Annotated in this window: 19 protein-coding genes; 12 read left to right on the forward strand and 7 right to left on the reverse strand. The window is 49.4% G+C overall.

From position 1 onward, the window contains the following. Positions 1-407 precede the first annotated feature (407 nt). From B9A14_RS02140 to B9A14_RS02150, 3 genes are all read left to right on the forward strand, one after another. On the forward strand, positions 408-1,685 hold the full coding sequence (locus tag B9A14_RS02140) for a double-cubane-cluster-containing anaerobic reductase (RefSeq protein WP_084663563.1): 1,278 nt from the start codon (positions 408-410) through the stop codon (positions 1,683-1,685). A 179-nt stretch (positions 1,686-1,864) separates the two neighbouring features. Next, positions 1,865-2,152, forward strand: coding sequence for a type II toxin-antitoxin system Phd/YefM family antitoxin (locus B9A14_RS02145; protein WP_084663565.1), 288 nt, complete (start codon positions 1,865-1,867; stop codon positions 2,150-2,152). Further along, complete coding sequence (locus B9A14_RS02150; protein ID WP_084663567.1) at positions 2,149-2,577, forward strand: putative toxin-antitoxin system toxin component, PIN family; 429 nt, start codon at positions 2,149-2,151, stop codon at positions 2,575-2,577. Before B9A14_RS02145 ends, B9A14_RS02150 begins: the two co-directional genes overlap by 4 nt. 27 nt (positions 2,578-2,604) lie before the next feature. Here B9A14_RS02150 and B9A14_RS02155 read toward each other — a convergent pair whose 3' ends face one another. The 3 genes from B9A14_RS02155 to B9A14_RS02165 all read right to left on the reverse strand — a co-directional run bounded on the left by B9A14_RS02155 (position 2,605) and on the right by B9A14_RS02165 (position 6,882). Next, entirely contained in the window at positions 2,605-4,416 is a 1,812-nt protein-coding gene (locus B9A14_RS02155) for a B12-binding domain-containing radical SAM protein (RefSeq protein WP_084663569.1), read from the reverse strand. 107 nt (positions 4,417-4,523) lie between these two features. Beyond that, a complete protein-coding gene (thiI, locus tag B9A14_RS02160; RefSeq protein ID WP_084663571.1) occupies positions 4,524-5,678 on the reverse strand; it encodes a tRNA uracil 4-sulfurtransferase ThiI in 1,155 nt (384 codons plus the stop codon). 52 nt (positions 5,679-5,730) lie between these two features. Continuing rightward, positions 5,731-6,882: a cysteine desulfurase family protein gene (locus tag B9A14_RS02165; RefSeq protein ID WP_084663573.1), complete on the reverse strand. Its 1,152-nt coding sequence runs from the start codon at positions 6,880-6,882 to the stop codon at positions 5,731-5,733. Between the two features lie 190 nt (positions 6,883-7,072). Between B9A14_RS02165 and B9A14_RS02170 the strand changes: the two genes are divergently transcribed. Next, complete coding sequence (locus B9A14_RS02170) at positions 7,073-8,074, forward strand: chymotrypsin family serine protease (protein ID WP_084663575.1); 1,002 nt, start codon at positions 7,073-7,075, stop codon at positions 8,072-8,074. A gap of 20 nt (positions 8,075-8,094) precedes the next feature. On the opposite strand, the gene ypeB is transcribed toward B9A14_RS02170, so the two are convergent. The 3 genes from ypeB to B9A14_RS02185 form a co-directional block, all read right to left on the reverse strand. Beyond that, positions 8,095-9,480 (reverse strand): germination protein YpeB, encoded by a 1,386-nt coding sequence (gene ypeB, locus B9A14_RS02175; RefSeq protein WP_084663577.1) that lies wholly within the window; start codon positions 9,478-9,480, stop codon positions 8,095-8,097. A gap of 22 nt (positions 9,481-9,502) precedes the next feature. Further along, complete coding sequence (locus tag B9A14_RS02180; RefSeq protein ID WP_084663579.1) at positions 9,503-9,988, reverse strand: cell wall hydrolase; 486 nt, start codon at positions 9,986-9,988, stop codon at positions 9,503-9,505. A gap of 103 nt (positions 9,989-10,091) precedes the next feature. After that, on the reverse strand, positions 10,092-10,451 hold the full coding sequence (locus B9A14_RS02185) for a hypothetical protein (RefSeq protein WP_084663581.1): 360 nt from the start codon (positions 10,449-10,451) through the stop codon (positions 10,092-10,094). Between the two features lie 125 nt (positions 10,452-10,576). Between B9A14_RS02185 and B9A14_RS02190 the strand changes: the two genes are divergently transcribed. After that, entirely contained in the window at positions 10,577-10,915 is a 339-nt protein-coding gene (locus B9A14_RS02190) for a hypothetical protein (protein WP_157109748.1), read from the forward strand. A 22-nt stretch (positions 10,916-10,937) separates the two neighbouring features. Here the strand turns inward: B9A14_RS02190 and B9A14_RS02195 are convergent, their stop codons facing one another. Beyond that, a complete protein-coding gene (locus tag B9A14_RS02195) occupies positions 10,938-11,180 on the reverse strand; it encodes an FmdB family zinc ribbon protein (RefSeq protein ID WP_084663585.1) in 243 nt (80 codons plus the stop codon). A 145-nt stretch (positions 11,181-11,325) separates the two neighbouring features. On the opposite strand from B9A14_RS02195, the gene B9A14_RS02200 reads away from it, so the two are divergent. From B9A14_RS02200 to B9A14_RS02230, 7 genes are all read left to right on the forward strand, one after another. After that, on the forward strand, positions 11,326-13,227 hold the full coding sequence (locus B9A14_RS02200; protein WP_084663587.1) for a DUF5693 family protein: 1,902 nt from the start codon (positions 11,326-11,328) through the stop codon (positions 13,225-13,227). An 18-nt stretch (positions 13,228-13,245) separates the two neighbouring features. Further along, a complete protein-coding gene (csaB, locus tag B9A14_RS02205; protein ID WP_084663590.1) occupies positions 13,246-14,370 on the forward strand; it encodes a polysaccharide pyruvyl transferase CsaB in 1,125 nt (374 codons plus the stop codon). Continuing rightward, the gene (gene murJ / locus B9A14_RS02210) at positions 14,363-15,928 is read left to right on the forward strand and encodes a murein biosynthesis integral membrane protein MurJ (RefSeq protein WP_084663592.1); all 1,566 of its coding nucleotides are present in this window, start codon (positions 14,363-14,365) and stop codon (positions 15,926-15,928) included. Before csaB ends, murJ begins: the two co-directional genes overlap by 8 nt. Before the next feature lie 138 nt (positions 15,929-16,066). Further along, positions 16,067-16,507 carry a 3-hydroxyacyl-ACP dehydratase FabZ gene (fabZ, locus tag B9A14_RS02215; RefSeq protein ID WP_084667010.1) on the forward strand — a complete coding sequence of 147 codons (441 nt, stop codon included), beginning with the start codon at positions 16,067-16,069 and terminating at the stop codon, positions 16,505-16,507. After that, positions 16,504-17,547 (forward strand): MraY family glycosyltransferase, encoded by a 1,044-nt coding sequence (locus tag B9A14_RS02220; RefSeq protein ID WP_084663594.1) that lies wholly within the window; start codon positions 16,504-16,506, stop codon positions 17,545-17,547. Before fabZ ends, B9A14_RS02220 begins: the two co-directional genes overlap by 4 nt. A gap of 252 nt (positions 17,548-17,799) precedes the next feature. Next, positions 17,800-18,537: a DUF421 domain-containing protein gene (locus B9A14_RS02225; protein ID WP_084663596.1), complete on the forward strand. Its 738-nt coding sequence runs from the start codon at positions 17,800-17,802 to the stop codon at positions 18,535-18,537. A gap of 30 nt (positions 18,538-18,567) precedes the next feature. Continuing rightward, positions 18,568-19,974 (forward strand): phosphoglucomutase/phosphomannomutase family protein, encoded by a 1,407-nt coding sequence (locus tag B9A14_RS02230; RefSeq protein ID WP_084663598.1) that lies wholly within the window; start codon positions 18,568-18,570, stop codon positions 19,972-19,974. Positions 19,975-20,279 lie beyond the last annotated feature (305 nt).

Raw genomic sequence — 20,279 nt, forward strand, 5'->3', positions numbered from 1 at the left:
AGACTGAGCGTTTTATTTCCTTATAGTGGGATTGGAATGAGACCAGTATGGGCTTTAAGCCCCCGCTGGTCCTTTTTTTGCTAATATGTTCATTAAGCGGAGTAGAAGCGGAGAGAAAGTGGCCAATATAGGACCTCAAGGGATTTGTCCGCCTTTACTCCAGAAGAACTTATGGTCGGTTTGGTTTCCTAACCCCGGCAGTGTAACAATCCCGAAGAGATGATAACGCCCGGCCCTTTCACTAAGGCTGGGTTTTCTTGTTGCCCTTTTACATTTTGTACTTGTATAACTAAATGGAATACCATTTATGAAGGAACTTTTTTGATCATGCCGAACTATAACCTGTATCAATTACCTCTTTAATAACGCAGGTCACAATTAACAAAAAGATAAAAGGGGTGGTGGGGATGACGAACGAAGCTTACCGCCAAATGTGGCAGGAGCTAGGGATGGACTTAAGACAACATGATCTTTTTCTAGCCGCTTTACCAGAGGCCTTTAATACGGTTTTCCTATCCCAATCTAACCGGCCCCAGGGGATGGCTTATTTTGACAATCTTCTTATGGAGGCCCATGGAGGGCGTATCCGGGAGATTCTGGACCGAAAAAAAGAAGGGAAGCCGGTAGTGGGTACCTTTTGCGTTTTTGTACCGGAGGAATTAATCTTTGCCATAGATGGCGTTAGTGTAGGGTTATGTGGGGGTGCTCAGTTTACTGTACCTGCTGGAGAAAGGGTCCTTCCCCGTAATTTATGCCCTTTAATAAAGTCGCTGATGGGATTTAAATTGGAAAGAATCTGCCCCTACTTTCAGGCTGTGGACTTTTTGATTGGAGAAACAACCTGTGATGGAAAAAAGAAGACCTGGGAGATACTCAATGAGTACGTGCCCACTTATGTTATGGAGCTACCCCAACGCAAGGAAGAGCCCGATCTGGCTCTGTGGGAAAGGGAGATCTGGCGCCTTAAGAAAGAGGTGGAGCGGCGCTCTGGCCAGATAATCGATGAAGAGAAACTGGCCCGGGGGATAAGGCGAGCCAATGCTCGCCGGGAGGCCCTGCGGAGGCTATATAAAGCCCGGCAGGCAGACCCGGTGCCTATAAGCGGTAAAGATGTCCTGCTTATATCCCAGCTGGCCTTCTTTGATGAACCTGAGCGATTTGCGGCTCGGGTAAACGAGCTCTGCGAGGAATTAGAAGGCCGCATGGCCCGAGGAGAAGGGGTAGCTCCTAAAGGGGCTATACGTATCGTGGTCGCGGGTACACCTATGCCCATACCTTACTGGAAGCTCCACCATATAGTAGAATCCGCGGGGGCGGTTATAGTGGCCGAGGAGACTTGCACCGGTACCCGCTATTTTGCCGGTCAGGTAGAAGAAGGGGGGGAGACGCTAGAGCAGCAACTTAAAGCCCTGGCTCGGCGCTTCCTGGACATTAACTGCGCCTGCTTTACTCCTAACTCTGGCCGGGTGGAGGATATTCTAAACTTGGCCCGGGAATGGCGGGCTCATGGGGTTATTTATTATACCTTGCAGTTCTGCCAGACCTATGCTTTAGAAGCTAGGCGGGTGGAAAAGGCCTTGAAGGAAAGAGGTATACCGGTGCTCACTTTAGAGAGCGATTACAGCGAAGAGGATGTGGGGCAACTTAAGACCCGTATAGAAGCTTTCCTGGAGATGTTGAACTAAGCTTACTTGGTAATTACTGCAAAGGGGATAAAGTCGTACACAGAGCCCTGGAGCAGTTGAGCTTTCCACCGAGCGGCTGCTCCAGGGCTTGTTTTGTAGCAAAAAGCCCGATGTTTGCAGTTTGTATATCAATTGTGCTACAATGAATATATCACTTTAAGAAAGGTTGGGTGTTTTACATGCGTTTTATCAGCGTTCGAGACTTAAAATTAAGAACAAGCCAGATTTGGCATCAACTTAAAGAGGAAGGCGAAGTGGTCATTACTTCCAACGGCAAGCCTATTGGAATACTTTCTAGGATAGAAGAAGATAACCTGGAAGATTACCTTAAAGCACTTCGGCGTGCTCGTGCAATAGCTGCTTTAAACAAAATACAGGAACGTTCCCGGCAAAAAGGTTTAGATAAATTAACAGAAGAAGAAATAGAAGAGGAAATAAAGGCCACTAGGCGGGAGCGCTACCAATGAGGATTGTATTGGATACTAACGTATTAGTTTCAGGTCTGCTTAAACCTTATAGTAATGCTGGGATGCTCCTCCGTATGATTGTTGGAGGTTTAGTGCAAGTAGTATACGATGCCCGAATTATTTCGGAGTATAGAGAAGTTTTACGCCGTCCTAAATTTGGACTTAGCATGGCCGAAGTAGAAGCAATTCTGTCACAGATTGTAGCCGAAGGCATCTCAGTAATAGCCGAACCTTTAAAAGAGAGGTTACCGTATATAGATAATGAGCCTTTTTTAGAAGTAGCTAAGGCTTATCCGGGAAGTATTCTTGTTACAGGTAATAAAAGGCATTTTCCCCAAGAAGTTTGCGGAAATATAATTGTTCTAGATCCTTTAGAGTTTCTTGAGCTTTGGCGAAATAGCCCTATGGAGAGACCAGGAAATTGAGGTGAACTACCAGGCTATGCTTAAAAGCTACTCAAGTAAAAAAGGCCCTGAAAGATAATATACTCTAGCCCTAGCTTGGGTTCCAGGCGGGCCGTAATAAAAATATACAAGGGTAGGCTGTTTTTCTAGGGGCTTTTCCGGATGGCAGGGGAAGAGCTCCAGATATCCGTGACGGCGTAAGGTAGTCGGGTCTAAACTTAAAAGTTCTGGGAGGTGCTTACGCCGGAAGGCCTGGTCACTTAATCGGTCCATCCAAAGGGACCTTTCTTTTTCTGTCAAGGGTGAAGGCGGAGCCCAAGAAGGCCAGCGCCGGCTACGATCGTATAACAAGAGATCAAATTTGAGCAGGTGATAAAAGAGGTTTAAATCTATCTTGGCCCGGAAAGTAGCTGCAAACCGGGCTAGATTATTATATAGGTCTTGCCGGCTAGGGGCGCGGCGGTGAAAGCCCTTTTCTTCCCACCAGGAGGCCAAGGCCTCAAAAAGGTTAAAGGGGGTGGGAAAGGCTTGTTCGAGAAAACAAAGGGCGTGGTCAGCTATATGGGAGTTCCAGTATCTTTCCAGGAGCTCAGCTATACGGTGTAGGCGCAGAAGCTCAGCATAGGACATATCGCGGCTAGCTAGGACCTCGTAGGGAGGATCCTCCAGGAACACGTAGCCATATCTAGAAGCCTCCTGACGTAAAGGAGTCCCTTTCAGGAGCTTAAGAAACCCTAGCTGGATTTCATGGGGTCGCAAGCTGTAAACAGCATTGAAGCTTTGGGCGAAGGAGGAGTAAGTTTCTCCTGGAAGCCCAGCGATGAGATCCAGGTGCAAGCGGATGTTACCAATAGAATGGAGCTTTTTTATGTTCCTGGCCAACTTTTCCCAGTTCTGGCGGCGCTGGCAGCGCAGGTTGACCTCCTCATTGATGGTCTGGACTCCGATCTCAAATTGGAAAAGGTCTGGAGGGACACCCTTAAGGAAGTTTAGCATTTCTTCATCTAGTAAGTCCCCTACTATTTCAAAGTAAAACTTGGGTTTAGGGTTTAACGATATCAGGGGTTCGGTGATTAGAAATTTCCAGATAGATAGAGCTCTTTCCTTATGGGCATTGAAGGTACGGTCCACGAATTTGATCTCCCGTACCCCGGCTTTAAGGAGGCGACGGATATCCTCTTTTACCCGTTCTAGGGAGAAATAACGTACCCCAGAGGTGGTAGAAGATAGGCAAAAGCCGCACCCAAAGGGACAACCTCGCGAGGTTTCGTAGTACACAGTGCGCTCTTTGAGGCTTGCTAAAGTGTTTTCAGGGTAGGGGTTGGGGAGAGAGTCCAGATCTTCCACTACCGGTGCCCACCCGTTAGAAAATATATCCGCTCCTTTCCGGTAAACGAGACCAGGTAGGGAAGTTAAAAGGGAAGAGGAGATCCGCTGAGTTAGGTCTGTGACAGGGTACCGAGGGGGCGCTTCTTCCAGTAGAGCAGAAAGAAACCGGGCCCAGGCGAGCTCCCCTTCCCCACGGATAATGAGATCTACCTGGGGATTAGCTTTAAGGAAAGCTTCACTTTCAAAGGATACCTCCGGCCCTCCAAATATAATAAGTAGATCGGGCCGTACTTTTTTTAGTATAGCAGCTACTTCTAGGCTAGGTTTAATATTCCATATATAACAAGAGAAAGCCACTATCTCTGGATGGCGGCGATATATTTCTGCGGCTATGCTGGTTGGGAGATCATTGATAGTGAATTCCAAGACCTCTTGCTCTACAGGAAAGAAACACCCTACAGCCCAGAGGTAACGCAAGGCCAGGGAAGAATGAATATATTTGGCGTTGAGGGTGGTAAGGATGATGCGCATAAGAAGAAACCTCTTTTCGGTTTTCCCTAGAGACGCCTATCTTTAAGTTTAAAAGGTTTCTAAAGGGTTTTTATACAATTTGGCAGTTCGGTTTCTGATAATGTTCTTTAAGGGGTGATTTCCATTACCTCCAGGTTGTCCAAACATTCCTTTATAAGGCCTTCCACATTAAGCTTTTCTTCAGCCTTTTCCACCTTAGCCAGGCGAGGTTTGGTGGCCGGATGCCGGGGGATGAAGAGGGTGCAGCAATCTTCATAAGGCTTAATGGAAATATCATAAGTCCCGATTTTGCGAGCAAGATTCATGATCTCGGTTTTGTCCCAGGAGATAAGGGGGCGGAGCACAGGGAGATCTACGACCTTGTTGATCACTGCTATACTTTCTAGGGTTTGACTAGCCACCTGGCCCAGGCTTTCCCCGGTAAGGAGGGCTAAAGCCCCTTCTTGCTCGGCCACTTTCTTTGCTATACGGAACATCATCCGGCGCATGATGGTTATATATAGTTCTTCGGGGCAATTCGTGCGGATGGCCTTTTGAATAGCTGTAAAAGGAGCTATAAGTAACCGTAAGTCTCCCCCGTAGCGGGCCAGAACCCGGCATAGGTCGATGACTTTTTCTTTAGAACGTTCGCTGGTGAAGGGAAAACTATAAAAATGAAGGCCCGAAATTTTAAGGCCCCTCTTTAAACCTAGCCACCCAGCCACCGGGCTATCTAAGCCTCCCGAGATAAGGAGGATACCCCGGCCAGTGATGCCCACAGGGAGCCCCCCCGGACCCGGGATAACCTGGGAGTATAGGTAAGCTGCTTCTTCCCGGATCTCTATATGGATCACCCGATCAGGATTATGGACATCTACCGGATGTCCCGTGCAAGCCAGGAGGTAACCGCCCACCAAGCGGTTTACCTCTGGGGACTGATAAGGGAAGCGTTTATTAGACCGCTTGGTTTCCACTTTGAAAGTCTGGCCAGGGGTATTCTTAAGGAGATAAAGGGCTTTTTCTCGGAAGGCTTCGATGTTGAGAGATGTTTCTATCACGGGGCTTAAAGAAACTATCCCGAAAACACGTTTAAGCCTCTCTATCACCTCTTTAGCATCCCCGTTGACTTTTACAAAGATGCGTCCAAAGGTATGCTCGATCTTCCGGGAGGGAAGATCGGATAAGGCTTCCCGGATGTTATTAAGGAGGCACTTTTCAAAGTCCCCGCGATTCTTGCCTTTAAGGCTTATCTCGCCGTAGCGGACCAGCACCGCGGTATACACCCTTGGCGTACCCCTTTCTAGTTAATTCGAACCACCCTTGTAACAACGTATTCTACAGTCTACGCAGCTCCTCTACACATTCTTTGATGGAGCGAACGGCTTCATCTATCTCTTCCTCAGTATTAAGCTGGGACAAACTTATACGTATGGCTCCTTCCATGTACTTTAAGGGAATCCCTAAGGCCTTAAGGACATGGCTTACTTCCTGCCTGCGGGAGTGGCAGGCCGAACCCGTGGACACATAGATGCCCCTTTCCTCCAGCATATGGACCAGGACTTCTGCTTTAACTTCAGGGAAGGAGATATTAAGGATGTGGGGGGCACCAGTTTGGGGTTCCGGCCCGTTTAGATGTGCTCCGGGGATACCTTCCAGTAACCCTTCCGCTAGCCGGATTTTTAGCCGATGCATTTTCTCTGTGCTACCTGGCAGGGCTTTTCTGGCCAGGGCCGCGGCCACGCCGAAACCAGCTATACCCGGCACGTTCTCGGTTCCTGCCCTTAAGCCCCTTTCCTGATCTCCGCCCACAAGGAGGGGTTCGATACGTATGCCCTGGCGTAAGTATAAGGCTCCCACTCCTTTAGGCCCGTGTATTTTGTGGGCGCTTAAAGAAACAGCGGCTAGGTTTAACTTTTTAATGGGGAGGGGGATCTTCCCGTATCCTTGGATGTGGTCTACATGGAACAGGGCAGGGCTGCGGGCAGCTATTAGGCTGGCTATTTCCTCCAAGGGCTGAAGGCTCCCTAGCTCATTGTTTACGCTCATTACACTAACTAAAATGGTGTCTTCCCGCAGGGCTTGTTCTAAGGCTTCCAGGCGGACTATTCCCTGGCTGTCTACAGGTAGGTAGGTGACGCTAAAACCTTCCCTTTCTAGCAACCGGCAGGCCTCAAGCACAGAGGCGTGCTCTATAGCCGTGGTAATGATATGCCGTCCCCGTCGCTTTAAAGCATGGGCTAGCCCTCTTAAAGCCCAATTGTTAGCTTCTGTACCGCCGGAAGTAAAGTAAATTTCCCCCGGCTGGGCTCCTAGAAGATCTGCCACCTCTTCCCGAGCCCGACGTAAGATCCGTTCCGCAGCTACCCCCATACCATGGAGGGAAGAGGGGTTACCGTAGGTTACCGTCATAGTTTCTCTTACAGCTTCAGCCACTTCCGGAAGCACCATGGTGGTGGCGCTATTATCGAGATAAATTACTTTACCCATATACTTCCTACCCCTGTTGGCTAACCTTGTACTTACTCCGATTCTTCATTTAGTATACTATTTTTTTCTTCCTGTAGCTACTTATAGCCGTTCCCTGGAGTTTATCGGTTTAAATTCAGTGAGTAGCCAACCGGACGGGGGGCGCATATCCATAAAGTAAAATTTACTTGGCTTGTGGGAGTGTTTAGGTATGTACCAGGTAGAGAAAGCCTTTAACCGCTATCGCCAGGAATTGATGGAGCTACCAGGGGTGGTTGGAGTAGGTATAGGAAATAAATTGGTAAGGGGAGAGGATACCCGCCGTCCGGCCCTAGTAGTGTTGGTCAAAAAAAAGACCCCTCTTTCTTCCCTTAAAAGGGAGGAGAGGATACCTAAATTGTTGGGAAAGGCGGAGACTGATGTATTAGAAGTAGGGGAACTTCGCCTCCTAGGGAGGACTGATTACCAGCGGCCAGCCCAGCCGGGCTTAAGTATTGGGCACTACAAAATTACCGCTGGAACCTTTGGAGCAGTGGTAAAAGATCGGCGTACTAAGGAGCCTCTAATCTTGTCCAACAACCATATTCTAGCCAATATTACCAATGGCCATGATGGCCGGGCAGCTATAGGGGACCCCATACTCCAACCGGGTCCCTATGATGGAGGAACTAAAGATCAGGTGATAGGGTATCTTGAACGCTTTATTCCCCTTTATCCGGAGGTGGAGGAGGTAACCTGCAGCAAAGCTTTGCGGCTGGAACGGATGTTGAACGCTTTTCTTCAGTTATGGAAGACAGATTACCGCCTAAGCCTTCAGAAATTAACGGATGCGCCCAATAAGGTGGATGCGGCTGTGGCTCGCCCCGTAAGCCAGAAGGCCATTACTCCTGAAATCTTGGAATTAGGTTATGTTCAGGGAGTGAGGGAGCCCCAGGTGGGGATGGAAGTGGTAAAGAGCGGCCGTTCTAGTGGGGTCACCCGGTCGCGGGTCCAGGTAGTCCAGGCTACTGTCAGAGTGCTCTTGGAAGAAGGATTAAAGGGTATTTTCGAGGACCAGTTCATCACCGGTCCCCTGGCCAAGCCTGGGGATAGCGGTTCCCTGGTCCTAGATAAAGAAAACTATGCGGTGGGCCTGCTCTTCGCTGGCTCTGATAAGACTTCGGTGAGCAACCGTATAAGCAATGTATTGGAGGCCCTCCAGGTAGAATTTTGACATCTATATACGTTTGACCCTTACATGGTGAGCTGGCCTCCAGGCAGATCAATTATCTTCATTATCTTTTCTTCTTCACCAGTTAAGGCGTTAAAGTATAGTAAATAGCGCTCTGTATCGAGCTTGGTGGACACTTCATAGGTTAGGACCTCCCGCCCACCACCGGTGGGAATAAGGGCTAAGCGGATCCCTTCCACTTTAAGGTGGGGCTTGAGTTTGGCCGTAATCTCCTTGGCGCTTACCTGGGGTGTCGGCAGGTCCCGCTTATGATGAGCCATAAAGAAGGGAGTGGCATCGAACCCGACTATCTCCCCGTTGTCCAAAGCTACTTTAACCTTAATCTGATCTGGATAAAGGAGAATATCTCTTTCCCTGGCTACAAAGGTAAAGAGCTGGGCATGGCCTTGGCTAAGGGTATAAGTGGGTACCATATCGGGGAAGCCCTGGGCTTTGAGGAAAGCGGCGGCACGCTCCTGGGCAGCCTTAACGTCTATGGTGGGTGCCTCCACAGCACGGGGGTTTAAGAAAGAGATTATATGCCCGCCTTGCCTGCTTACATCGATGCGGGCCTGCCTGCCTGGCCTTTTTTCATCGGTCAGGGACATTCCAAAGCAGGGGATACGGCCATTAACTGGGTTTACGCTAGCTACCCGGTAAGTTGTGCCGCTGGCATCATTGGCGAACTTTAAAGCATTTTTTTCTGCTGCGGGCTGGTCGACGGACTGGGCTGCTAAACCTAAGGGTCGAGCTTTTTCCAGGTGATCCGAGAAGGGTCCGTCGTAATTTAAACTGGGCAAGGTTTGCAGGTGCCGGTCAGTGTTAACAAATCCTTCTAAAGGATGGGGCGTAGCTTGGACTGGCCGCGCTTTAAGCCAGGCCATAGTGCGCGGAAGGGAAGGCATGTGGAGGGAATAAAAGCTGCTCCAGCGTATGGCATGAGTAGCTACTTGGCCCTCAATATTGTGGAGGTCTGCCGCTAGCCTACCCATTTCCTGGCGCAACCGGATTAAGTTTTGTATTTCTTCGTTAGAAGGTGGCTGCCCGTGGGCTACCCTTTGGGCCAGGTACTGACAATAATCAGCTGTTTGAGCCAGGAATTTACGGGTACCGATGAGGTTGATACCCGGGGTAGGTAACTGGCTTAAAGAGGTTTGGGCCCCGGCAGCTTGGTTTGAGGCTTGCGTAAGCAGGGCTGCCTGCTGGGCCTTGGAAGTGGAAACTAAGGCTTTCCCTAAACTTACCTCGGTCTGTTCGACTTGGGTTAAAAGGTTATAAAAATCGCGCTGACCAGAACCCTCTACGGCATGAGCTAGGGCCAGACGGTTGGCCCGTTCCCAGAATCCCCAGCTTATAGCTGCTAAAAGTAACAAAGACAGAACCCAGACTGTCCACCTTTTACGCTCCATAGGTTAGAAACCCCTCCTTAATCTATCGGGCAAAGACATGGCTACCGATCTGAGTGATAATGGTCCGGGTCCATACCCAGGGGTTTACCGCCTTGGCGGGATTCCAGAAGAACAGGGCGCCGTAGGTGGGGTCCCAACCGTTTAAGGCATCGATGGCAGCGTTGGTAGCTGTGGTAAGGTCGGTAACTTGCCAGATTAGCCCATTATGGACGCTCTCAAAGGCCCAGGGTTCGTAAATTACCCCGCTTATAGTATGGGGGAAAAGGGGGGAACGCACCCGGTTTAAAACTACAGCGCCAACCGCCACCTGTCCTTCGTAAGGTTCGCCCATAGCTTCAGCGGCGATCAGTCGGGCCATTAAATTTATTTCATCGCTAGTGGCCACGGGAACTCCCGCCTGGGTGGGCTGGATCCGCCTGCCTGATATTTGACCTCCGGCCCATAAAGCGCCAATGACCAGCAGGATGGCTAAACTAACCGGTAAAATATATTTCCACCACTTAGCCATTGACTGTTTAGCCCTCCCTAAAACCCCTAATCTCTGTTACTTTTATAGTTTGGCTGGAAGGGCTAACTTCTATCCCTAAATTAAAAATAAAAGGCCGGGCGCTTTAACGTCCGCGCCCGGCCACCCGGTGAGGTTCTTCGTCTGGTTTACCCTCTGGTGTTTCCTTTTCCTTAGGCTTAATCTCCTTGGAGCTTAAAAGGAGATTTAAGAGGGTGTTGAACAGGGCAGAATTTTTTCCCAGGGTCCCGGCTAGTTCAGCTGGGTTAAAACTCGTTTCCTTTCCTTCCGAACCCTGTAGCACTGCCTTGAGGGCCTGCTGGAGGATCTGATTTCCCTTACTTTGAGCAGCGCTTCCCCCTTGCAGGAGAATAAGTATCCCTAAAAGATCTATCAGCCCCAGCAGCCCGGCTAGCTCCTGTACGCTTAAGTTTTGTAGCTCTTTGGGGTTAATTAACTGGAGCAACCCGGCGAGATCTGTGTTTTCCAGGGCCTCCCCCTCCCTTTAAAAGCTACCCTCATTTCCTTTTAATACACAATATATGCGGAAGAGGGGAATTTTCTGCACCAACCCTCCCCTTATTACATATTTTGAAAGCAGAGGAAGGCTTTAGAATAGGGGGTGGAAAGATGCCCGGCGAGCTGGTACACCCTAGTTTTTTAAATTTTATCCGGAGCTTAAAACCATATATGGGACGCACGGCTTTACAATATACGGAACTAGTAGAAAACTTGCTAGAACTTTTAGGTACGGAACAGGCCAAGAGAATCCAAGATGGTTTTGCCTCTCTAAGGGAGAAAAAGACCGCGCGTGTCTCTATTCTGGAACCCTCACCAGACAGGGATGTGGAAAGGGATCCTCCCCAAGGCCGGGACCCCTTTATCTTGTTTCTAATTCTTATCCTGCTTATACTGTCTTTCGATAAATAAATAGAATTAAAAAGGCGACGCCTTAACTGGCTGCCTTGGCGTCGCCTTTGTTTTCGCTTTCGGACTTGGCCTTTTCCTTATATTCTTTACTCCGATAATCGGTGGTATGGAATCCAGAGCCCTTGTAAATCACGCTTATCTTACCACTTATTAAGCGCTTAACCGGACCACCGCAGGTAGGGCAAGTTGCCAGAGGTGGCTCGGTGATACGCTGTTCTGTTTCAAAGGTTCCGCACTTGCCACATTTATACTCATAAATAGGCACCGCCCCTCACCTCCGTATCAGTGATCACTAAAATGATTTATATTCTTAACTTAAGGTCTTGTCAAGACTTATAAAAAACCCGTTGACGGCACACCGGACCCAGCCTATAATCAAGTGGGAAACCACACGCGAGGGGAACGCCAACGTGAAAAAAAGTATCAAGCTTTTGCTTTTTTTGTTCCTAGCCCTTGGTGTAGCCGCTAGTTTAAAGATAGCGGTAGAAAGGGTAAGGGTGGAAAGGGCTAACCGGTCGGTCACCCTGGCGGTGGACTATCAGGAGGTAAGTAGACTTGCCTGGTGGACAGGCCTAAAGGAAGAGGAAGTTTTAGATCGCTTTAAGGCCCGAGGTATAAACGCGGTGCTTTTTAAGGAGCAGACTCTAGCTGAGCTTGTACCCCAGTACTTGCGGGTGTACAGTGCCGAGGAAGCAGCACGCCTTTTCCCCGAAATGAAAGGTTACTTCCACCCTGGCCGTCTGTATTTGGTGGGAGATAGGGTTGTCCTAAAGAGGGTAAAAATCCACCTAGAAAATAAATTACCCTCGCCGCTGGAAGTTATACCGGATGTCTCTTCTGGCGACCTTTTAGCTTTAAGTATTCCTTCCTTTAATCCGGCGGAGCTAGAGAACTTGGGGGTAGGATTTCCAGAAGATAAGCTTGACATGGTTATAAGGAAGGGGCTTTATCTTCTGCCCCAGATCAGGACCTGGCCTGGAGCCCGCGCTGCTTCCGTGGCGTCTACTTTAAGGTCTATAGAGGGTTATGGTCCATATATTGCTGCTTTGCTCTTTAATGACAATGTACTGCCCGGCTATCCTGGGGCGCTACCTGTTATGGCTGAAGAGATAAAAAGGCTGGGGGTGCCCGTAGGGCTTATAGAGTTTTTCCCCCAGCAAGGTTTAAAACAGCTTGCTCTTTTGCTGGACAAACGGGCGGTGCGGGTCCATTCTATACCCCTTAAAGATATGGCGAGCCTTTCTTGGGAAGAAGGAGTAGAAAGGCTTAGTCTGGCGGCCAGCGAGAGGAATATCCGGATCCTTATCTTGCATCTTTTCTTCCGCGGGGATACCTCGGAGTGGTTAAATACTAATTTAAAATACGTGGACACTGTAAGAGCATCCCTAGCTAAGGAAGGGTTAGAAAGGGGCCTGGCGCAGCCTTTTTCTGGACTCCCCTCTTCTAGGATTTGGTGGTCTCTTATGGCTTTAGGCATCCTAGGTGGAGGAATCCTCCTCCTAAAGGAACTGGGTCTTTCCCGGTTGTCCTGGATTTTGGGGGGCTTGGGCTTGCTGGGCTGGCTTTTTGCTTTGGGGTTGGGTTACGTAACCTTAGCCCGCAAGATTATGGCCCTAGGATCGGCGGTTATTTTTCCTACCCTAGCCTTATGGCTAGCCTTTAAGGACGGGCATAGGCCCCTTGGGCTAGCAGCTTCCTTTAAGCTAGTTTTACGGAGCACCTTAATTTCCCTGGTGGGGGGCTTAATCCTAGCTGGACTTTTGACGGATACCACCTTCCTCCTTAAGCTGGATGAGTTTATGGGTGTGAAAGCCTCTTTTCTATTACCTTTGGTCCTCTTTATAGTAGCTGCTGTCTACTGGGAAGAGAAGGAGCGGTTCTGGGCAGTCTGGCGGAGGTGGCTTAACCAGAATTTAACTGTGCTTTTCCTATTGCTTGCTAGTTTAGGGGCTATAGTCATCTTCCTTTACCTTAACCGGACCGGTAATGAGAGCGTGGGTCTCCTTCCCCTGGAAGGACAGCTTCGCTCTTTACTGGAGCGGGTACTTCTGGTAAGGCCGCGGACTAAGGAATTCCTTCTGGGTTACCCCTTTTTCTTACTGGCCTTAGGTTGGGGGTATAGACATCGCTACCTGCCGTTCTGGCTTTTGGCCTTGGCAGGACAGATTTCTATAGTTAATACCCTGGCTCACCTTCATACCCCTCTTCTCATCTCCCTCCTGCGTATCTTTAACGGGCTATGGTTGGGTCTCCTTTTGGGTATAGTTTTGGTGGCCTTGGCTAATGGGGTAAGATCAAGGGTGAAGCTATAAAGAATAGGGGGCTAGGCCATGGCCAGGGTGGTTCTTTCGGGTTATTACGGGTTCGGCAACCTAGGGGACGAGGCCATTTTGTATAGCATGGTTCAGGCCTTGAAATCCCTAGAACCGGAACTAGAGATCCTTGTCCTTTCCCACGACCCCGCTGGAACAGAGAGATTTTTACCAGTTAAGGCTGTGAACCGCTGGAGGTTGCTGGAAGTGGCCTGGGCCCTTCGCCGGTCAGATCTTTTGATAAGCGGGGGAGGTAGCCTGTTCCAGGATACTACCAGCCCTCGGAGCCTCTTATATTATCTGGGAATCTTAGAACTCGCCCGGGTTTTAGGCCGGCCCAGGATGGTTTATGCCCAAGGGTTAGGGCCTCTAAAACGGAGCTGGGCGCGCTACCTTACAGCTAAAGTATTAGACCGTGTGCAGCTTATAACCTTGCGCGATAGCAATTCCCACGTCCTGCTCCGGGAGCTGGGTGTGCAACACCCGGAGGTCAAAGTAACAGCTGATCCGGTCCTGGGCCTTAAGGTAAGTGCTTTTAACCTGGGGGCTGGCCGAGAGAAACTTTTACGCTTAGGCTTTAAGGCGGGGGTTAAGCCTCTAGCTGGATTTTTTTTACGGTACTGGCTCCTCCCAGAAGGTGCTTTGGAAGCCCTGGCCCGGGCGGCGGATTACCTTGTAGATCAGGGCTGGGGGGTTTTGTTTTTACCCTTACATTTTCCGCGGGATGTAGAAGCCTGTTGGCAGGTGCAGAGGCTTATGAACCGTCCAGCAACGGTAGTTAAGGAAAAGCTAACTTTGGAGGATGCCGTGGGGATAATTAGCTCCCTAGATTTCCTAGTAGGCATGCGCTTGCATGCTCTTATTTTGGGAGCAGTTTTAGAGGTACCTTTTATAGGGTTATCTTACGATCCTAAAGTAGAAGCCTTCTGCCGTCAGGTAGAACAGCCTTACTTACCTTTAAATTTCTTACATTATGAGGACCTTATCTTTATATTCAAACGCGTATTGTATGAGCTACCCTCTATACGGGAAGGCTTACGCCGGGCGGTGGAGGAGCTACGACCCCTGGCCCAGTCCAATGCTGTATTGGCCTTAAAACTTTTAGGGGGTGAAAAGTACAGGGTGGGTAGCCAGCATGGATAGTCAGACTAAAGGGGTGAGCTTAGACCGCTTAGCCCAGGCCGCTTTAGCAGTATTCGTGCTAAATTTAGCTAGCCGGTTGCTGGGCTTTGTCCGGGACGCAGCTATAGCTGGTAAGTTTGGGGCGGGGCCCGAAACCGATGCCTATATGGTGGCTTATACTATCCCTTATTTCCTGCAGACTGTTTTGGGTATGGCCTTTGTCACGGTCCTTGTCCCCGCTTTGACTGCCTACCTTGTTAAAGGCGAGCGAGAAGAAGCATGGAAGGTAGGTAGCGCCTTAACTAACTGGATAGGGTTGCTTTTGGGTGTTTTGGCTATCCTGGGGGTGATTCTGGCTCCCTGGCTGGTAGCTTTACTTGCCCCGGGTTTTCCCGCAAAAGTCAAAGGGTTGGCTGTCCAGCTTACCAGGATTCTGTTTTTTTCCCTTCCTTTCATGGGAACAGGTATGGTGCTTAGCGGGATTTTAAATGCTGGTTATTACTTTACTTCTCCGGCTTTAGCTCCGGCAGTGAGCAACCTGATTATAATAGCCTCTGCCTTATTTTTGGCCCGGCCCTTAGGGATTTATGGTTTGGCCCTGGGTACAGTAGCGAGTTTCCTAGCCTTTTTTTTGGTACAGATCCCTGATCTTTTCCGTTTAGGTTTTCGTTATTTCTTCCTTCTGGCCCCTCGCCACCCCATGGTCAGGCGGGTAGGGATTTATTCTCTTCCCGTTATTTTTAGCCTGGCTGTAAACCAAATTTACCAGGCCACCAACCGCTTTTTTGCTTCTCATCTTGCAGCTGGAAGTATTACGGCCCTCGATCTGGGATTAAGGCTAGTAAGCGTACCTTTGGGTGTTTTTGCAGCAGCGGTTTCTACAACGGTTTTCCCGGCTCTTTCTGAGGAAGCCGCCCAGGGCCGAAAGATGGAGATGGCTAGGCTTACCCGCCAGGGTATTTCTTTAGTAGCCTTCTTGGTGATCCCGACGGCTGTGGCTTTGATGATCTTGCGGGAACCCTTGGTACGCCTCGTTTTTGAACGAGGAGCCTTTCAGGCCCGAGCCACTCTCATGACCGCGGAGGTGGTTTTCTATGCTTCCTGGGGGCTTTTGGCTCAAGTTGCCCAGCCCATATTGTTGCGTGCTTTTTACGCTTTAGGGGAGGTGAGGACCCCGGCGCTAGCCGGTTTGGCCTCCGTGGGGCTTAATATAGCCTTTAGCCTTATTCTTGCTCCGGCTTTAGGGCACGGTGGTCTGGCTTTGGCTAATTCCCTGGCGGCGAGTTTCTATGTTTTGGCTTTATATATTAGCCTTAAAGGGCGGCTTCCGTATTTAGAGACCAGAGCCTTGTTAAAAAGCTGTACTTCCATAGCTATGGCTGCTACCTTTATGGGGGGCACCCTTTATATATTGGGTAAAGTCCTTAACCTTTTTAACCCCCTTCAGGCCACCTGGGCGCTGGGGGTTAAAATATCCATTTTGGCCGGGGTTTCCCTTATAGTATTCTTGGTTTTAGCTTGGGCTTTTAAAGTAGAAGAGATGGAGTTGGTGCAAGGACTTGTTGGGCGGCGGAGATAGGAATAGAAATTTTGTCTTTAGGGGAGGGAGTGCCCTTCCTGTAGCGAATACATATTTGTATTGTTATTTGTATTGTTAAACTTGACGACGGAACACTGATACAGTAAATGAAAATGAGGGGAGGAAAACCCTTCGTTGGTGATGGATATTAAAGCCATACAACAGATTTTACCCCACCGTTACCCTTTTTTGTTGGTAGATCGCCTTTTGGAAATGGAGCCTGGCCGGCGAGCGGTGGGTCTTAAGAATGTTACTGCCAATGAATGGTACTTTAGCGGGCATTTTCCCGGTTACCCTGTCATGCCAGGGGTTCTTATTGTAGAGGCGCTGGCCCAGGTAGGGGCCGTAGCCCTGCTCAGCCAGCCGGGTTTCCAAGGGAAGGTACCCTTTTTTGGAGGTTTAGATAAGGTACGTTTCCGGCGCCAAGTAGTTCCTGGTGACGTGTTACGGCTAGAAGTAGAGGTACTGAAAATTAAAGGGAAAGCAGGTAAGGCCCAGGGACGGGCCTTTGTAGGAGAAGAACTGGTGGCAGAAGGAGAGTTACTTTTTGCCTTGGGGGAGAAGGAGGATCCGTCGTGAATTGGGGAGCTATAGCTCTGGCCTTTTTAGTCAGTTTATCGTTAACACCGGTTGTTAAATGGTTGGCTCCCCGTTTGGGAGCTCTGGATCAGCCAGATGCTAGGAAAATACATACTGGGGTTATACCCCGGCTGGGAGGATTGGCCATTTTTGCAGGTTTTATAGCTGGTTACTTGGTAGGGGGAGAAGGGGAAGCCAGTTTCCGGGGTATGCTGTGGGGAGCCGCCCTCATACTCTTGGTAGGCCTGGCCGATGATATTTGGGCCTTAAACCCACGTTGGAAGCTGGCCGGCCAAGTAGCGGCAGCCCTAATAGTCATGGTGATGGGGGTGAGGGTAGAGTTCCTCACTAACCCCTTTAATGGCCTCCTTTTTCTCGGACCTTTAGCCATCCCGGTGACCCTCCTCTGGCTGGTAGGTGTCACTAATGCCCTTAACCTGGTGGATGGCCTGGATGGGTTGGCCGGGGGTACGGCCTTGATCGCAGCAGTTACTATGTCTATAATAGCCTGGCTTCAGAAAGAAGTGGCTGTATCCTTTTTAGCTCTAATTTTAGCAGCCTCGATTTTGGGATTCCTCCCCTATAATTTCCATCCTGCCAGCATCTTCATGGGCGATAGCGGTTCCATGTTTTTAGGCTTTACCTTGGCCTCTTTGGCTGTACTAGGCTTAACTAAGACAGCTACAGTTATCTCCCTTTTTGTACCGGTTGTGATTTTAGGTTTGCCTATATTAGATACTTTTTTAGCCATTATCCGGCGTCTTCTAAACCACCGCCCTATTTTCCAGCCTGATAAAGGGCATCTACATCATTGTTTAATAGCCCAAGGATTTTCCCAGCGCCAGGCGGTCTTCGTTATCTACCTGGTAAACTTAATCTTAGGGGCTAGTGCCATTTTGCTTACGCGCCTGACCACCGACCAGGGGATGGTGATTTTAATCTTCCTTACCTTCCTCGCCTTGTGGGGAGGCAATAAATTAGGAGTTACAGGTTACCGTTTCAAGCCTTCCAAAACGCGGCGCAACGCCTTCCCCTCTTAAAAACCCTTTACTTCACTGCCAAATTTACTGCCAAAGGGCCTGGCCAGGTGCTCCTTCCCTGCATTTCCGGCCTTCTTGTGGAGATACTATACATTTAGAACATGGAGCTACAGGGAGGGAGTGTTACCTTGCGGGAAGTCGTCCTGGAGGGGTTAGCTATATTAGCCTTTATTGCAGCAGGCCTTGGCCTGCTCTTTTATCTCCACAATCGCGAACTCTTATAAAGCCTTAAAGAGAAGGAGGTTGGGCCCTTTGGAAAATACCCTGGAGGTAATTTTACAGACCCTCCTAGCCTTTGCGGCTATTTTAATCTACACGCGTATTTTAGGAAAGCAACAGGTTGGACAGCTCACTTTCTTTGAATATATCAACGGCATCACCTTCGGGAGTATCGCAGCTGCCTTGGCCACCGATATAGATCCTGATCGTACTTGGCTGCATTTCCTGGGGTTGACCCTTTTTGCTGCCTTGACTTGGGGTGCAGGATATGTGGCTTTGTTAAGCCGGCCAGCGCGCAAGCTCATTTCTGGTGAGCCCACAGTGGTTATCCATAATGGGAAGATCTTGGAACAAAATATGCGTAAGATGCGCTATAATGTAGATGAATTGACCATGCAACTCAGGCAGAAAAATGTTTTTGATATAGCTGATGTAGAGTATGCTATTTTAGAGCCTAACGGTAATTTAAGCGTCCTCCTTAAATCCCAAAAGAGACCTTTAACCCCAGCCGATCTTCAAGTGCCCACCGAGTACGAGGGGGTACCTACGGAGTTAATAGTAGATGGGGAGATCTTGTTTGAAAATCTTAAGCAAGTCAATCTAGATGAAAAATGGCTGGAACAACAACTTAAAGCCCAAGGGGTAGAGGATGTAAGCCAGGTGGATTATGCTGTGTTGCGGAGTAACGGCTCCCTATATGTTAATCTTAAAAAGGATCAGCTTACTACACCTGTAGACATTACAGATACTCCTCAAAGCCCTCTCAAATAAAAGATTTTTAGTTTTTAAGGGGGGAGGCCTTTGGGCATTAAGTTTGGGACTGATGGCTGGCGGGCCATTATTGCCGATGAGTTTACCTTTTCTAACGTACGCTATGTCGTGCAAGCCATAGCTGATTACTTACTAGAGGAAACAGATAACCGCCGGATCGTGATAGGTTACGATCACCGATTCCTGGCGGAGAATTTCGCCGCTTCTGCAGCTGAGGTCCTGGCTGGTAATGGGTTCACTGTGTTCCTCCCGGAAAAGGCGATACCTACGCCGGTGACAGCCTTCGCGGTTAGAAGTTTAGAGGCGGCGGGGGCCATAATGTTCACGGCTAGCCATAACCCGCCAGAGTATCATGGACTAAAGTTTATTCCTAGTTATGCTGGTCCAGCTGTTCCAGAAATAACAAGTAAGATAGAAGAAAGGATCGCCCTTAAACCCCAAATTAAGCATCTTAATTTAGATATGGCCCGCAAGAAAGGCTTGCTCCAAGCCTTCGACCCCCAGGAAAGATACCTTAAGCACCTGGAAGGCTTGCTAGATATGGAGATCCTTGGGCGTTCTGGATTAAAAATTATAGTGGATCCCCTCTACGGGGCTGGTTTGGGGTATTTAGAGAACCTCCTTTCTCGGGCAGGGTGCCAGGTAGAAAGTATCCATAACTGGCGCGATCCCCTGTTCGGGGGAAGGCTACCTGACCCCAGCGCCCGGGGGCTAGAAGAGCTAGCGGAAAGGGTGCGCCTCCAGGGTGCCCATCTGGGTTTAGCCTTGGACGGTGATGCTGATCGTTTCGGGGTGGTGGATTCCGACGGGACGTATCTTACGGCCAACCAGGTGCTCTTCTTGGTGCTGGCTCATTTGGTGGAGGTAAGGGGGAAAAGGGGTGGAGTAGCTCGGACCGTGGCCACTACCCACTTGCTGGACCGGCTGGCTAGGGCTTACGGGCTAGAAGTAGAAGAGACCCCCGTAGGTTTTAAGTATATAGCTCAAGCCTTATTACATAAAGGCTGTATCCTAGGTGGAGAGGAAAGCGGGGGCTTAAGCATTGAGGGGCATATACCCGAGAAAGACGGGATTTTGGCCACTGGACTGGTAGCGGAAATAAGGGCCAGGTCAGGTTGCCCCTTGAAACACCTTCTTGCGGAACTTCTTAAGCGTTATGGTCCCCTGTTCAGCGAACGCTTAGATATCCATGTTTCACCGGAGAGCAAGAAAAAGGTTTTAAATAAGCTAACCCATTATGAACCTGCTAGGTTAGGCGAGCAACCTGTAGTTGGCCGGGTCACCATCGATGGTGTTAAATTTTTACTGGCCGACGGGAGTTGGGCCTTGATAAGGCCCTCAGGTACAGAGCCCTTATTCCGGGTATACATAGAGGCTCCTAACCAGGAAACTCTTAAAGGGATACGGGAAGACCTTAGAGCAGGGCTAGAAATTTAGGGCCGGACTTTGGGGTCCGGCCGTACTTTTTTACGATTTAAAGTAGGAATTGTATTCTTCCGGGGATAAATCCCGGTAGCAGCTGGGGCATAAGGCCCCTCTGTGGGGGGCCTCTACTGGGAGTTCTCCTAGAACTCGTGTTATAAGGCTGATGGGTGCTCCGCAGCGCAAGCAAGCATCAGCCGCTGGTTCCATGGCTATTTCACCACCTTTATTTTTAAGTATGGAATCTTCAGAGCCAGGGCATACCCCGAGTAAGCTGGGAAGTATTGGAGGAGCTCCCTTGATACTAGAATTAGCATAAA

The sequence above is a fragment of the Thermanaeromonas toyohensis ToBE genome (assembly GCF_900176005.1).
Taxonomy (GTDB): Bacteria; Bacillota; DSM-521; order Neomoorellales; family Neomoorellaceae; genus Thermanaeromonas; species Thermanaeromonas toyohensis.

Excerpts from the sequence above, each read along its gene's own strand:
- B9A14_RS02140 (WP_084663563.1), top strand. The coding sequence starts at position 408 with ATGACGAACGAAGCTTACCGCCAAATGTGGCAGGAGCTAGGGATGGAC.
- B9A14_RS02145 (WP_084663565.1), top strand. The coding sequence starts at position 1,865 with ATGCGTTTTATCAGCGTTCGAGACTTAAAATTAAGAACAAGCCAGATT.
- B9A14_RS02150 (WP_084663567.1), top strand. The coding sequence starts at position 2,149 with ATGAGGATTGTATTGGATACTAACGTATTAGTTTCAGGTCTGCTTAAA.
- B9A14_RS02155 (WP_084663569.1), bottom strand. The coding sequence starts at position 4,416 with ATGCGCATCATCCTTACCACCCTCAACGCCAAATATATTCATTCTTCC.
- B9A14_RS02165 (WP_084663573.1), bottom strand. The coding sequence starts at position 6,882 with ATGGGTAAAGTAATTTATCTCGATAATAGCGCCACCACCATGGTGCTT.
- B9A14_RS02170 (WP_084663575.1), top strand. The coding sequence starts at position 7,073 with ATGTACCAGGTAGAGAAAGCCTTTAACCGCTATCGCCAGGAATTGATG.
- ypeB (WP_084663577.1), bottom strand. The coding sequence starts at position 9,480 with ATGGAGCGTAAAAGGTGGACAGTCTGGGTTCTGTCTTTGTTACTTTTA.
- B9A14_RS02180 (WP_084663579.1), bottom strand. The coding sequence starts at position 9,988 with ATGGCTAAGTGGTGGAAATATATTTTACCGGTTAGTTTAGCCATCCTG.
- csaB (WP_084663590.1), top strand. The coding sequence starts at position 13,246 with ATGGCCAGGGTGGTTCTTTCGGGTTATTACGGGTTCGGCAACCTAGGG.
- murJ (WP_084663592.1), top strand. The coding sequence starts at position 14,363 with ATGGATAGTCAGACTAAAGGGGTGAGCTTAGACCGCTTAGCCCAGGCC.